Source organism: Archangium violaceum Cb vi76, assembly GCF_000733295.1.
GTDB lineage: Bacteria > Myxococcota > Myxococcia > Myxococcales > Myxococcaceae > Archangium > Archangium violaceum.
In genome coordinates this window covers 15,446-29,203 of sequence record NZ_JPMI01000017.1, presented here as the reverse complement: position 1 = coordinate 29,203, position 13,758 = coordinate 15,446, and the positions used below count along the sequence as shown (strand labels likewise).

10 protein-coding genes are annotated in these 13,758 nt (G+C 67.8%); all 10 read left to right on the top strand.

Annotated features, from left to right (window positions below):
* The first annotated feature begins 12 nt into the window (after positions 1-12).
* The 10 genes from Q664_RS03315 (at position 13) to Q664_RS03270 (ending at position 13,756) form a co-directional block, all read left to right on the top strand.
* Positions 13-1,596, top strand: coding sequence for a GldG family protein (locus Q664_RS03315; protein WP_043389776.1), 1,584 nt, complete (start codon positions 13-15; stop codon positions 1,594-1,596).
* A complete protein-coding gene (locus Q664_RS03310) occupies positions 1,593-3,092 on the top strand; it encodes a DUF4340 domain-containing protein (RefSeq protein WP_043389775.1) in 1,500 nt (499 codons plus the stop codon). The genes Q664_RS03315 and Q664_RS03310 overlap by 4 nt, the downstream gene beginning before the upstream one ends.
* A gap of 142 nt (positions 3,093-3,234) precedes the next feature.
* On the top strand, positions 3,235-4,227 hold the full coding sequence (locus tag Q664_RS03305; protein WP_052517616.1) for a sigma-54 interaction domain-containing protein: 993 nt from the start codon (positions 3,235-3,237) through the stop codon (positions 4,225-4,227).
* 285 nt (positions 4,228-4,512) lie between these two features.
* Positions 4,513-5,106, top strand: a complete 594-nt coding sequence (locus Q664_RS03300; RefSeq protein ID WP_043389772.1) for a Pvc16 family protein — start codon at positions 4,513-4,515, stop codon at positions 5,104-5,106.
* Positions 5,103-5,912: a hypothetical protein gene (locus tag Q664_RS03295; protein WP_043389770.1), complete on the top strand. Its 810-nt coding sequence runs from the start codon at positions 5,103-5,105 to the stop codon at positions 5,910-5,912. Before Q664_RS03300 ends, Q664_RS03295 begins: the two co-directional genes overlap by 4 nt.
* A 14-nt stretch (positions 5,913-5,926) precedes the next feature.
* Positions 5,927-7,972, top strand: coding sequence for a phage tail sheath family protein (locus tag Q664_RS03290; RefSeq protein ID WP_043389768.1), 2,046 nt, complete (start codon positions 5,927-5,929; stop codon positions 7,970-7,972).
* A 15-nt stretch (positions 7,973-7,987) separates the two neighbouring features.
* On the top strand, positions 7,988-9,988 hold the full coding sequence (locus Q664_RS03285; protein WP_043389765.1) for a phage tail sheath family protein: 2,001 nt from the start codon (positions 7,988-7,990) through the stop codon (positions 9,986-9,988).
* A 20-nt stretch (positions 9,989-10,008) separates the two neighbouring features.
* Complete coding sequence (locus Q664_RS03280; protein ID WP_043389764.1) at positions 10,009-10,461, top strand: phage tail protein; 453 nt, start codon at positions 10,009-10,011, stop codon at positions 10,459-10,461.
* A gap of 1 nt (position 10,462) precedes the next feature.
* On the top strand, positions 10,463-13,270 hold the full coding sequence (locus Q664_RS03275) for a hypothetical protein (protein ID WP_043389763.1): 2,808 nt from the start codon (positions 10,463-10,465) through the stop codon (positions 13,268-13,270).
* On the top strand, positions 13,271-13,756 hold the full coding sequence (locus tag Q664_RS03270; protein WP_043389762.1) for a phage tail protein: 486 nt from the start codon (positions 13,271-13,273) through the stop codon (positions 13,754-13,756). It abuts the gene before it with no gap.
* Positions 13,757-13,758: the final 2 nt, after the last annotated feature.

Below are 13,758 nucleotides of genomic sequence, written 5' to 3'. Positions count from 1 at the left end.
TCGGGACCGCCCATGAAAGCGTCCAACATCGGCAAGATCCTGGGTGGCTTCGGGCTGCTGCTGCTGTTCTCCAGCCCCTTCACCCTCTTCTTCTCCTCGGGCTCCTTCGCCATCGCCGCCGTCAAGGTGGTGGCCGGCCTGGTGCTCCTGGGCATCTACTTCGCCACGAACTTCAAGCAGTTCGGCCAGTTCGCCTCGCGGCGCTCCAGCTTCTTCTTCGGCAGTTCCGCGCTCACCCTGCTGCTGACGCTGGGCGCCCTGGTGGCCATCAACTACATCGCCCACAAGAAGAACCTGCGGTGGGATCTGACCGAGCAGAAGATCTTCACGCTCTCGCCCCAGACGATGAGCACGCTCCGGGGCCTGCGCGAGCCGGTGCGCGCCATCGGCTTCATCCCCACGGACCACCCCGCCTACGAGGCCCTGCGGACCACCTTCGACCGCTACCACGCGGAGGCGCCGGACAGGTTCGACTACTCCTTCAAGGATCCGCGCCGCTACCCGGACCTGGCCGCCAGGTACGACCTGCACGAGGGGCAGATCACCGTGGTGCTCACGCGCGGCGAGGGCGCCAGCGAGTCCCATACCGCGCTCAACATCATCAGCGAGCAGGAGCTCACCAACGCCCTCATCAAGCTCACCCGGACGAGCGAGCAGAAGGTGTACTTCGTGGTGGGCCACGGTGAGTGGCCGCTCAATCAGCCGATGCCCATGCCCGGCCAGCGCGGCCGGACGACGAGCCTCTCGGAGATGAAGCAGCAGCTCACGCAGGAGGGCTATGTCTCCCAGGAGCTCAACCTCGCGGGCGGCACCACGGTGCCCCGGGATGCCGCGCTGGTGCTCGTCGCCGGAGCCAAGGGGCGCTTCAGCCCCTCCGAGGTGGACTCGCTGCGCCAGTACCTGTCCGCTGGCGGCCGCATGATCTACTTCGCCGAGGCCTACGGTGAGCCCGGCCCGGAACTGTCCGGCCTGCTCGCCGAGTACGGCGTGGGCATCGACCCGGGGGTGGTCGCCGATGCGCAGTTCAACAGCGGCAGCCCCTACGTCGTGCTCTCGCTCTTCTACGGCCAGCACGAGATCTCCCTGCCCCTGAAGCAGCGGGAGCTCAACATCGAGTTCCCCACCTCGCGCGCCCTCGACGTGCTCACCCAGGGGCTGGCCGAGGGCGTGAAGGTGGTGCCGGTCGTCAGCACCTCGCCCTTCGGCTGGGTGGAGCTGACGCCGGACGACAAGCCGGCGCCCGGCGAGGGCGAGCGGACCGGCCAGATTCCCCTGGTGACGGCCACCACGCGCGGCACCTCGGGGGCGCCGGACAGACGCTCCGATGAGGCGCGGCTCGTGGTGGTGGGTGACTCGGAACTCCTCATGGACTCCAACTGGGGCCACGAGGGCAACCGCAACCTGGTGATGAACGCGCTCGGCTGGACCACCAGCCAGGAGGACAAGGTCACCATCCGTCCTCCGGACCGCGCGGCCTCCACCCTCCAGCTGGATGCGGACATGCTCCACCGCATCCGTTTCGTGTCCACCGATGTCCTGCCCCTGTCGCTGCTCGGCGTGGGCCTGGCCATCTGGCTCTCGAGGCGAAACAAGTGAACGCCCAACAGAAGAACCTCGTCACGTTGCTGGCCGCCGCCCTGGTGGCCGGTGGGCTCGGTCTCTACGCGTACTTCGGCGTGATGCGTCCGGAGCAGCAGGAGGCCCAGCGCAAGGAGTCGGAGGAGAAGGTCTTCGCCCTCCAGACTCCCGGAGAGACCGGCACCGACGGCGGCGCCGCGCCCGAGCCCGTCTTCACCTGGCTCTCCGTCGAGGTGGCCCTGGGCAAGACGGTGATGGAGTTGAAGGACGGCACCTGGCGCATCACCTCGCCCATCTCCGCGCGGGCGGACAAGAACGAGGTGAGCACCCTGCTCAGCCAGCTGTCCGCCGCGAAGTTCAAGGCCACGCTCGAGCAGAACCCCACCGACGCGGACCTGGAGCGCTACGGGCTGAAGCAGCCCCGCGGCACCATGACGGCCCGCGCCTACGTGCCGGACGCCCAGGGTGGCGGCGCGGACGATCCCTCGCGCCAGCGCTCGACGACCGTCTACCTGGGTGTCGAGAACAACTTCGACGGCTCGGTGTACGTGCGCCGCGAGGGAGATCCGCGCGTGTACTCCGCCCAGGGCGGGCTCCGCTTCGTGCTGCTCAAGCACACCAACGAGTGGAGGGACCGGATGGTCTTCCCCGTGGAGGAGGCCTCGCTGCTGCGCATCGAGGCGAAGGCGCGCGAGAACGCCTTCACCCTGGAGCGCACCACCACCGAGAAGCCATGGAAGCTGGTGCAGCCGGTGGAGATGCGCGCGGCCGCCGACCAGGTGAAGAAGGTGGTGTCCACGCTCGAGGGGTACCGGGCCCTCTCCTTCCCCGAGCCGAAGCAGGAGGAGAAGGTCCGTCAGGCCCTGGAGAAGCCGATGGTGCAGGCGACCTTCGTGCGCAAGTTCGGCGAACCGGTGCGCGTGCGCATCACCGAGCTGGAGCTGGACGGCATCAAGCAGGTCTTCGCGCTGTCCGAGTGGGATTCCGAGTCCGTGCTCTCCCAGGTGGACTCGCTCGCCCTGAGCGTGCTGGACCTCGAGCCCAAGGACTTCAAGGATCGCAAGGCGCTCGCCTTCACCATTGGCGACGTGGCCCGCATCGTCATCCACCCGGCCACGCCCACGGGCGATACCATCTCCGTCGTGCAGGCCCCGGACACCGGCAAGTGGGAGGTGGCCAGCCCCCTGGTGGGCAACGCCAAACAGTTCAAGGTGGCCTCGCTGCTGGGCTCGCTGGAGAAGCTCGAGGCGGCGGCGCTCGGCGAGTCCAACCCGAAGAACTGGGGCAAGTACGGCATCGGCACCACCGGCCGCGGGGTGACGTTGCAGGACGCCCAGGGCCAGGAGCTGGCCCGGCTGCGACTCGGCACCGAGGTGAAGGGCAACCCGCGGCGGCTGTGGGCCCGCGGCTCCTCCGAGGAAGTACTCGAGGTGGACAAGTCCGCCATCGACGCCCTGCCCCTCGCCCTCACGGAGCTCATGGACAGAGCGCCCGCCGCGGCCGGCACTCCCTGAGTCTTCGCCTCACACGCCTCACGAGGCCAGGCCATCGAGCTCCCCTTCCCGGGTGGGCACCTGTCGTGGCCACCACACTTGCCCTGTTCCTCGGTCCGATGCCCACCGGGTGTCGCGTCGCGCAATGTGACAGGCCTCGCATATGACGACGCTCATCCTGGGCACCAGCAACGTCCATGATCGGCTGCTGGGGCTCGTCGCCTCCGCGGCGGGCTCGGACGCGGAGGTCCTCCTCCAGGGCCCCAGCGGTGTGGGCAAGGAGCTCTACGCCCGCCGCATCCACGAGCTCAGCTCCCGCGCCAGCGCCACCTTCGTCCCCGTCAACTGCGGCGCCCTCCCCGCCGACCTCTTCGAGAACGAGCTCTTCGGCCACGCGGGCGGCGCCTTCACCGGTGCCCGGGCCCGCTCCGCCGGGCTCGCCGCCGAAGCCCACCACGGCACCCTCTTCCTCGATGAGATCGACTCCCTCCCCCTCTCCAGCCAGGTCAAGCTGCTCCGCTTCATCCAACAGAAGGAGTACCGGCCCCTCGGTGACTCGCGCCTGCGCCGCTCGGACGCCCGCATCATCGCCGCCACCAACACGGACCTCGTCACCGCCGTCCAGGAAGGCCGCTTCCGCGCCGATCTCTTCTTCCGCCTGCGCGTCCTGCCGCTCGCGATTCCGCCCCTGCGCGAGCGCCGCGAGGACATCCCCCCCCTCCTCGAGCACTTCCTCCGGCGCTACTCCGCCGAGTACGGCAAGCCGCCTGTCTCCTTGTCCCGCGAGGCGCTCCGGCGCCTGTGCGCCTATGACTGGCCCGGCAACATCCGCGAGCTGGAGAACTGCGTCCGCTACCTGGTGTGTACCCACGGTGGTTCCACCGTCCACCCCGAGGCGCTCCCGCTGTTGAGCCACCTCGGGCAGGAGACCGTGGCCCCGTCCCTCCCCGCTCCCGCCGCGCCGCTCCACCAGGAGACGTTCCAGTCCGCCAAGCGCCGCGTCGTCTCCGCCTTCGAGCGCCAGTACCTCCAGGCCATGCTCCAGGCCCACCACGGCAACATCGCCGCCGCCGCTCGCGCCAGCGGCAAGCACCGCCGCGCCTTCTTCGAGCTCATGCGCCGGCATGGGCTCACCCGCGAGCCGTGCGAGCAGTGAGCGCCTCCCCACGTCATTAGAACCGTCCCCCAGGACTCTCGCCGCGCGAGAGCCGTGGGACACGTGTCCGCGCGCGTCCCCTGGACAAATCCATCCACCCTCTTCGCTCGGGCGCGCACGCGATTGTCTCGCGGGGGTGGATGATTTCGTCCCACGCCTCGAGCCATTGGAAGCCCAGCGCACATTCGAACCACCTGTAACCCCGAAATTCCCGGCCCGCCGAGGGCTGGCCTGGGTGTTGCTCATGTCAGGGACCTGGATGCGCAGAAGAGGGGGGCACGTTGGATGGCGACCTACGCGGCAATCCCAGCCATCGGGCAGGCGCTCCTCGGACTGTTGAAGCAGTCCTGCCCCAGGCCCGAATTCGAGGGCGCCATCTTCGAGCTCTACCAGGCCAGCAATTTCAAGAAGCCCATGGAGGAGGGCATCTCCCTCTTCCTCTACCGCGTCACGCCCAGCACCGCCCGCCGCAACCTCCCGCGCCGCGTCGACGCGAAGGGCCACCGCTTCCGCCAGCCCCTGCCGCTCGATCTCCACTATCTCCTCACGCCCTGGGCCCGCACCGCCGCCCAGCAACACAAGCTGCTGGGCTGGGCCCTGCGCTTCCTCGAGGACAATCCCATCCTCCCGGCCACCGTCCTCAACCACTACGGCAGCCAGGGGATGGATCCCTTCCTTCCCGACGAGAGCGTCACCCTCGTCTTCGATCCCCTCGGCATCCAGGACTTCCTCAACGTCTGGGAAGTGGGCAAGCCCAACCTCCAGGTCTCCGCCACCTACCTCGCCCGGCTCATCGCCATCGACTCCTCCGTGGTCGAGGAGGAGCCCCCTCTCGTGGGCAAACGAGACATCCAGCAGGGAAGGCTCGACGAGACATGAGCCCCTCCGTGCACTTCCTCGAGTGGGTGAACCACGAGGCCCGCTTCGGCGTGCGCTTCCGCGACGCGGCCTTGGGGCATTACGTCAGCGACGGGCTGGTGGTGAGCGTCTGGCACGAGTCCCGGCCCGGGCTGCGCCAGCGTGCCCAGGTCAATCACTCCAACGTCTGGGTGGTGGGAGCGCTGCCCGGGCAGCGGGAGCTCTCGCCCACGAGGCCCTTCTGGGTCGAGGTGCAGGACACCCTGGGGCGCTTCCTCCCCTGCTCCTTCCAGGTGGAGCTGCCCTCCCAGAAGCTGCTGACGCTCGGGTGTCTACCGGACACGCCCCTCTCGCCCATGCGCCCACCGGAGCCGGCCATCCCGCTCTTCTCCGCGCCCGCGCGCCAGGCCGACTCCACGCTGGCGGTGCTGCGCGCGGATCTGTGGGACACCTCACGCGACAGCGCCGCCGCCTGGGCCCGGCTCGACGTGATGAACATGAAGGGCCTGCTGCTGGTGCGCGGCATGGCGGACGACAAGGGCCGCGCCGCTCTCTTCTTCAACTACCCCAACATCCTCAAGGACGCGGCCTTGCACGAGCTGTCCTGGCCGCTCCGGCTCGAGGCCTACTACGCGCCGCCCCCGAAGCCCGTGCCCCGGGTCCCGGAGCTCTGCGCCGCCCTGAACCAGCCTCGAGCCTGGTTCAAGCCCGACACCTCCAGCGCCAAGGCCCACCTCGAGCTCACGCTGCACTACGGCCAACCCCTCGTCGTTCGTACCCAGCAGGACCCTCTCTCCCGGCTCCGGCTCACGCCCGCCAATCCTTAAGCGAGGAACCACCGATGCCCGAATATCTCGCTCCCGGCGTATTCGTCGAAGAGACCTCGTTCCGCTCCAAGAGCATCGAGGGTGTCAGCACCACCACCACCGGCTTCATCGGCCCCACGCGCTACGGCCCCGTGGAGCTGGAGAACGAGCTCATCACCAGCCTGGGTGAGTTCGAGCGCACCTACGGCAGCCGCCAGCAGCTCGGCTTCGGTACGGACAAGCACCACAACTATATGTGGCATGCCGTGCGCGCCTTCTTCGAGGAGGGCGGCAAGCGCCTCTACATCAGCCGTGTCTTCCATCCCACGGAAGAAGGCGACCAGAAGGCCAGGTACACCGGTTTCGATACCGAGCTCGCCGTCGTCACCACGGACAAGCCTTCCTACAAGGACGGGTACGCCCGGACGCGGCATCCCGCCACACCGACGCTGGCATCGCCGCGCTACCTCTTTCTCGCCGCCCGCTATCCCGGGGCCTCCGGCAACATGCGCGTGCGCATCACCTTGAACCTGGGCCAGAACATCCTCTCCTATAACCAGGCCGGCGAGGCCCGCGTGGGCGCCCTGCAGGACAGGGATGTGGTCTTCATCCACGAAGTGGGGGCCGAGGCCGCGGGCGACTTCTACCAGGCCAACCTGTCCTCGAGCGGCGCGTGGACATTCACCCCCACCGACACGGCCAAAGCGCTGAAGCTCACCAGCCTCAATCTCACGCTGCCCACTCCAACAGAAGAAGGCGAAGGCGGAGGGGAAGGCGGCGGAGGGGAAGGCGGCGAAGAAGAGGGAGAGGCGCCGCCGAGGAGCGAGATCCACGTCATCACCGCCACCGTCAGCCTCCTCCCCACCATCGACTCCGAAACGTCCCTGGTGTGGAGCGAGCTCGCGCTCGACTCGAAGCACCAACGCGCGGGGACAAAGGACGCACTCAAGGAGCGCTTCCTCGTTGATCCGCAGGACCTCTCGCGCAACCGGGAGATTCCCGTCGTCATCGAGTTGCATCAGCTCGTCAAGAAGGAGGAGAGGACGACGGGCCAGAGGATGGACGATTGGAATGGGTTGGATCTGCTCCATGCCCTCAAGGACCAGGCTGCCCTCACCCAACTGAAGAAACCGGACGCCACGGACGAGGAGCGTTCCGTCAACGTGCTCCTGGCGGGCGGAAACGACGGCATACGGCCCACCGAGGACGACTACAAAGGCTGGGACGTCCCGAGCACCACGCGCAAGACGGGCCTGAAACAGTTCGAGGACCTGGAGGACATCTCCATCGTCGCCGCGCCCGGCTCCACCTTCGGCTACGAGACCGGCCCTGGCCCCAGCGTCGTCAGCTCGCTCATCTCCCACTGCGAGCGCATGAGGTACCGCATCGCCGTGCTCGACAGCGGCAACGATCAGACACTGCAACAGGTCCGGGAGATGCGGGCCAAGTTCGACTCCAGCTACGCCGCTCTCTACTACCCCTGGGTCAAGGTGATGGATCCGGTCACCCGCCAGCCCATCGTCCTGCCTCCCAGCGGCTTCGTGGCGGGCATCTACGCGCGCAACGACGTGCGGCGTGCCGTCTACAAGGCTCCCGCCAACGAGGTGGTGACCACGGCCCTCGGCTTCGAGTCCATCCTCAATACCGCACAGCAGGAAGCCATCAACCCCGAGGGCATCAACGCCTTCCGCTTCTTCGAGGGCCGCGGCCTGCGCCTGTGGGGCGCTCGCACCATCAGTTCGGATCCGGAGTGGAAGTACGTCAACCTGCGCCGCTACTTCGCCTACCTGGAGCGCTCCATCGACAAGGGCACCCAGTGGGCCGTCTTCGAGCCCAATGGTCCCCAGCTCTGGGCCAACGTCCGCCGCTCCATCGAGGACTTCCTGCTCAACGAGTGGCAGAGCGGCGCTCTGCTGGGGGACCGCCCGGACGCCGCCTACTTCGTCAAGTGCGACCGCTCCACCATGACCCAGAACGATCTGGATAACGGCCGGCTCATCTGCCTGGTCGGCGTTGCTCCCTTGCGCCCCGCCGAGTTCGTCGTCATCCGCATCGGCCAGTGGACCGGTGACCGGAAGTAACAAGAGGAAAAAAAGATGCCCGAATATCTCGCTCCCGGCGTATTCGTCGAAGAGACCTCGTTCCGCTCCAAGAGCATCGAGGGTGTCAGCACCACCACCACCGGCTTCATCGGCCCCACGCGCTACGGCCCCGTGGAGCTGGAGAACGAGCTCATCACCAGCCTGGGTGAGTTCGAGCGCACCTACGGCAATCGCCAGCAGCTCGTCTTCGATGAGACTGGCGAGCGCCACAACTACCTGTGGCACGCCGTGCGCGCCTTCTTCGAGGAGGGCGGCAAGCGCCTCTACATCAGCCGCGTCTTCCGCCCCACGAAAGAAGCCAGCTACACCGGCTTCAACCTTGAGGAAACAGTGAATGCCGGTGAGAAGACCGGCTACCCGGACGGGCACTCCCGCACGAGCCTCTCCCTCAACCCAGAAAATACGGAGGAGACGGAGCCGCGGCCGTCCCTCCTCTTCGCCGCCCGCTACCCCGGGGCCTCCGGCAACATGGGCGTGCGCATCACCTTGCGCGTGGGCCAGAACATCCTCTCCTACGATGGCAACAAGGTCCTCGGTGTGGGCGCCCTGCAGAACAGGGATGTGGTCCTCATCAACAAGGTCTGGGAGGAAAAGGGAGAGAGGAAAACAAGCGACTTCGAGTTCGACCTGGCCCAGAAAGACGCGAGCGGCGAGTGGACCTTCACCTTCAACGCCACCGTCGACAACAAGCCGGTCAAGGCGGAGCGGTCGCTCTCCAGTCTCGATGTCAGCCAGGGGAAGAAGAGCGAAGTCCACGTCATTACCGCCACCGTCAGCCTCCTCCCCACGCGCGACTCCGACAGCTCCCTGGTGTGGAACGGGCTCGCGCTCGACCCGGAGCACAACAACGCGGGTGCCGCGGATTCCCTCACCGCTCGCTTCAAGCATGAGAAGCGGACGCCCTCACTCAACCGGGAGATTCCCCTCATCATCCATCCGCTGAACGTGACCGATGGACTCGATCTGCTCAAGCTCCTGCGGACACAAATCCCGGCCGGTGCACTAGCGGGTGAAACCAAGACCGTCGGCGATTACCTCACGGACTTCCAATCCTCGGACCCACAGCGCTCCGTCGATATCCTCCTCGAAAGGGGCCATGACGGCACGCTGCCCACCGAGGATGAATACAAAGGCTGGGACGTACCGAGCACCACGCGCAAGACGGGCCTGAAACAGTTCGAGGACCTGGAGGACATCTCCATCGTCGCCGCGCCCGGCTCCACCCTCAACTACGAGACCGGTCCTGGCCCGAGCGTCGTCAGCTCGCTCATCTCCCACTGCGAGCGCATGAGGTACCGCATCGCCGTGCTCGACAGCGGCAACAACCAGACGCTGCAACAGGTCCGGGAGATGCGGGCCAAGTTCGACTCCAGCCACGCCGCCCTCTACTACCCCTGGATCAAGGTGATGGATCCGGTCACCCGCCAGCCCATCGTCCTGCCTCCCAGCGGCTTCGTGGCGGGCATCTACGCGCGCAACGACGTGCGGCGTGCCGTCTACAAGGCTCCCGCCAACGAGGTGGTGACCACGGCCCTCGGCTTCGAGTCCATCCTCAACACCGCACAGCAGGAGGCCCTCAACCCCGAGGGCATCAACGCCTTCCGCTTCTTCGAGGGCCGCGGCCTGCGCCTGTGGGGCGCCCGCACCATCAGTTCGGATCCAGAGTGGAAGTACGTCAACCTGCGCCGCTACTTCGCCTACCTGGAGCGCTCCATCGACAAGGGCACCCAGTGGGCCGTCTTCGAGCCCAATGGTCCCCAGCTCTGGGCCAACGTCCGCCGCTCCATCGAGGACTTCCTGTTCAACGAGTGGCAGAGCGGCGCGCTGCTGGGGGACCGCCCGGACGCCGCCTACTTCGTCAAGTGCGACCGCTCCACCATGACCCAGAACGATCTGGATAACGGCCGGCTCATCTGCCTGGTCGGCGTTGCTCCCTTGCGCCCCGCCGAGTTCGTCATCATCCGCATCGGCCAGTGGACCGGTGACCGGAAGTAACCCACACAGGAGGATCCGAGATGGCCACCTTTCGAGAGCGTCCCTATGTGCAGTTCAACTTCCTGGTCGACCTGGGCACCGGCACCACGGAGGGATACGACGCCGGCTTCCAGGAAGTCAGCAACGTGGGCATGGAGGTCACCGTCGCCGAGTACCGCAATGGCAATGAGAAGGAGAACGCCGTGCGGAAGATCACCGGCCTCAACAAGTCCACCGACGTCACGCTGAAGCGCGGCGTCATCGGCTCGCTGACGCTCTACAACTGGTTGAATCAGATCCGCAACGGCGACCAGAACGCGCTGCGCACCGTCACCATCCAGTTGCAGAACGAGGACCACACCTCCGTCGTCCAGACGTGGAAGCTGCTGCGCGCGCGCATCATCAAGCACGTCAGCGGCCCCTTCAACGCGAAGGGAACGGACGTGGCCCTGGAGGAGCTGACGCTGTCCTACGAGCGCCTGGAGATGGAATAACGTGAGCAGCTCCTCCACCAGACGCCTGCCGGGCATCCGCTTCGAAGCGCAGCCACCGTCCGCACCGGACGAGCTGCCACGCATGGACGTGGCGGCGTTCGTGGGCTTCGCGGCGTCCGGGCCGCTGGATCATCCGGTGCTGGTGGAGGACGTGGCTCGCTTCCAGGCCATCTTCGGACAGGACCTGCCCATTGCCTGGGACAAGGAGCGCGGAGAGACGGTCCACGCCTACCTGGCCCCCGCGGTGCGGGCCTTCTTCCGCAACGGAGGCCGGCGCTGCTGGGTGGTGCGCGTCGCGGGCAGAGGCGCGAGCTACAACCGTTTCCTCATCCCGGGGCTGCTCCGCCTCGTCCCCAGCGGCCCGGAACAGACAACGCCGCGCGGCCACCTGCCCCCCTTCGCTCCCGCCTACGCCCGCGCCCGTTCGGAGGGGAGCTGGTCGGACCCGCTGTTGATCTCGGCCAGCCTCTCCGCCGAGCCCCTCACGCTCCTGGGCCGGACCACCATGCCTGCACGGACCGGGCTTCGGCTGGCATCTTCCGCGGAGCCCGCCCGTGGGGATCTGCTCCGCGTCCGCTTCGAGACGACGGCGTACACGCTGCTGCTGCCCGTGGAGCAGGTGGAGAAAGAAGAAGAGGGGTGGTGGGTCCACGAAATCAGCCCCCAGTGGCTGCGCTCGGGAGTGAGCCCGGAACCGCCCCCGGAAGTGACGAGTCCCGAGGACGAGTGGACGCTGACGCTCCTGTGGATGGGAGATGACGCGGGGCTCGACACCCGGCTCCTGACCGCCACGGTGAAACAGAAGGACACCTCCACGCTCGAGCTCGAGACGGAGCTGCCCCTCACGGCCGCTCCTGGCCCCGGAGCACTGCTGTGCACCCAGGATGAGGAACGGCTCTGGTTCATCGTGAGGAACGTCCGGCCGAAGAAGGAGGGCCTGACGGTGACGGGTGAGTGGGTGGAGCTGATGCCATCCGCGCCCTCCCCCGACGAGCTCCTGTCCCTGAGGGGAGGCATGTGTGAGCGGCTCACCTTCGGCCTCTGGGTACGGCGCGGAGCCGAGTCCCCGACGCGCCTGGAAGGACTGGGCTTCTGGTCCCGACACCCGCGCTACTGGGGCGCGCTGCCCACTGACCTCGCGTGGATCCAACGGGCCGCGCAGGAGGGGCCTTCCCTCGCCTACACGGAACCCGAGCTCCACGATGAGCTGCGACGGAGCGCGAGCGAGCCGCGCTTCCCGCTCGCGGGCTCCCGGGACGAGGATGACTCCTTCTACTTCCCGCTCGCCATGGCGGCGCTGCCCGAGCCGTACCTCGGCCGCGTCCAGACCTCCGAGCACGCGCTCGTCCGCGACGGACTGGAGCGCTTGCGGGACATCCCCTTCGTCGACGAGGCGATGCTCGGGGGTCCCCTGGCGATGCTGGCGCAGGCGCACTTCATCCAGTACCAGAGCCCCCAGCCTCGCGCGCTCAAGGGCATCCACTCGCTGCTGTCCAAGGAGGAGGTCACCCTCGTGGCGGTGCCGGACGCGGTCCACCGCCCGTGGAACGACAACCTGGAGAAGAAGGCGCCCCGGGCCGCGCCTCCCGCCCTCGCGCCCCCCGCTCCGGCTCCGGACAACGTCCAGGGCGACTTCCAGGACTGTGTCCACCCCGAGGTGCCCCTGGCTGGACATCTCTCGGCTTCTCCCAGCTCGCCCGTCCTGGGTGAATCCTTCGAGCTGTCGTGGTCCACGCCCAAGGGCAAGCAGGAGCCCGTCCTCTACACCCTCGAGGAGGCCACCCGCGAGGATTTCGAGAACGCGCTCGTCCTCCACCAGGGGCCCGCCGAGCGCATGACGCTCTTCGCGCAGAAGACGGGCACCTACCACTACCGCGTCCGCGCCAGCCGCGGCGGCCTCCTCGGCCCCTGGTCCCAGACCCTGGACGTCTCCATCGGGGACAGACCCGGATACACGCTGAGCAGCGCGGAGCACTATGGCGGCCACCAGGAGCACCTGGTGACCCTCCATCACGCGCTCATGACGATGTGCGCCGCGCGTGGAGACCTGCTGGCCGTCCTCTCCCTGCCCGAGCACTTCCGGGAGGACGAGGCCATCGGCCACGCCGAGCTTCTGCGGCGGTACTCCCCCTTCCAGGGGGCGTCCTCTCCCCTCCGCCCGGGGGTGAACATCCTCAGTCACGGAGCCCTCTACCACCCCTGGCTCCTCGTCTCCGAGGTGGAAGCACCCGGAGCCCCCCGCCGGATGCCACCGGACGGAGCCGCGTGCGGCGTGCTGGCGCGACGCGCGAACGAGCGCGGCGCCTGGGTGACACCCGCCAATGAGCCCTGGCGCGACGTGGTGGCCCTCTCGCCCAGGCTGGAGCGCCAGCGGTGGCCGGAGCTGCTGGACGCCCAGGTGAACAGCCTCGTCCAGGAGCCCCGTGGCTTCGTCTCCCTCACCGCCTCCACGCTGACGGAGGAGCCGGACCTGGTGCCCATCCATGTGCGGCGGACGCTCGCGCTCCTGCGCCGGGCCGCGCTCCGGCTCGGCACCACCTACGTCTTCGAGAACAACACCCCGGTCCTCCATCGCTCCGTCCAGCGCGGCTTCGAGCAGTTGCTCAGCCGCCTCCTCACCCAAGGGGCCTTCGCGGGGGCCACACGGGAGGACTCCTTCCAGGTGGTGATTCCCTCCGGCCCCGACACCGGCTCCGGACAGGGCCGCTTCCTCGTGGAGCTGCGGGTGGCGCTCTCCTCTCCCCTCACCTTCCTCAACATCCGCCTGGTCCAGCACGAGGACCGGAGCCTCTTCACCCAGGAGAGCTGAATGCCCAATCCCTCCTACGAGACCGTCCAGGCTCCCTTCACCGCCTTCAACTTCCGGGTGGAGCTCAGCGTCGAGAACTCCCAGGTCCACCTCTGCGAGGCCTCCTTCGCCGAGTGTGACGGCCTGGAGATGACCCTCGACGTGAAGACGATCCGCGAGGGCGGCAACAACGGCCAGCAGATCCGCCTCTTCGGTCCCGTCAGCTACGGCCAGCTCACCCTCAAGCGCGGGATGACCCCCAACTACGATCTCTGGCTCTGGTTCGAGGCCGTGGTGGCCGCCCCCAAGACGAAGCGCGCGCAGGGAGAGGTCACCCTGCTCGCGGCCGATGGGTCCACGCCGCGGGCGCGCTTCTTCCTCGACAGGTGCCTGCCGGTGAAGCTCAAGGCGCCAGCGCTCAATGCCAAGGACGGCGTGGTGGCCATCGAGGAGCTCCAGCTCGCCTATCAATCCCTCACCCTCGTTCCGCTCCGCGGAGGTCCCTAGCC

What these genes read in the sequence shown, in the direction of transcription:
- Q664_RS03315 (WP_043389776.1), top strand. Translation starts at nt 13, where the DNA reads ATGAAAGCGTCCAACATCGGCAAGATCCTGGGTGGCTTCGGGCTGCTG.
- Q664_RS03305 (WP_052517616.1), top strand. Translation starts at nt 3,235, where the DNA reads ATGACGACGCTCATCCTGGGCACCAGCAACGTCCATGATCGGCTGCTG.
- Q664_RS03300 (WP_043389772.1), top strand. Translation starts at nt 4,513, where the DNA reads ATGGCGACCTACGCGGCAATCCCAGCCATCGGGCAGGCGCTCCTCGGA.
- Q664_RS03295 (WP_043389770.1), top strand. Translation starts at nt 5,103, where the DNA reads ATGAGCCCCTCCGTGCACTTCCTCGAGTGGGTGAACCACGAGGCCCGC.
- Q664_RS03290 (WP_043389768.1), top strand. Translation starts at nt 5,927, where the DNA reads ATGCCCGAATATCTCGCTCCCGGCGTATTCGTCGAAGAGACCTCGTTC.
- Q664_RS03285 (WP_043389765.1), top strand. Translation starts at nt 7,988, where the DNA reads ATGCCCGAATATCTCGCTCCCGGCGTATTCGTCGAAGAGACCTCGTTC.
- Q664_RS03280 (WP_043389764.1), top strand. Translation starts at nt 10,009, where the DNA reads ATGGCCACCTTTCGAGAGCGTCCCTATGTGCAGTTCAACTTCCTGGTC.
- Q664_RS03270 (WP_043389762.1), top strand. Translation starts at nt 13,271, where the DNA reads ATGCCCAATCCCTCCTACGAGACCGTCCAGGCTCCCTTCACCGCCTTC.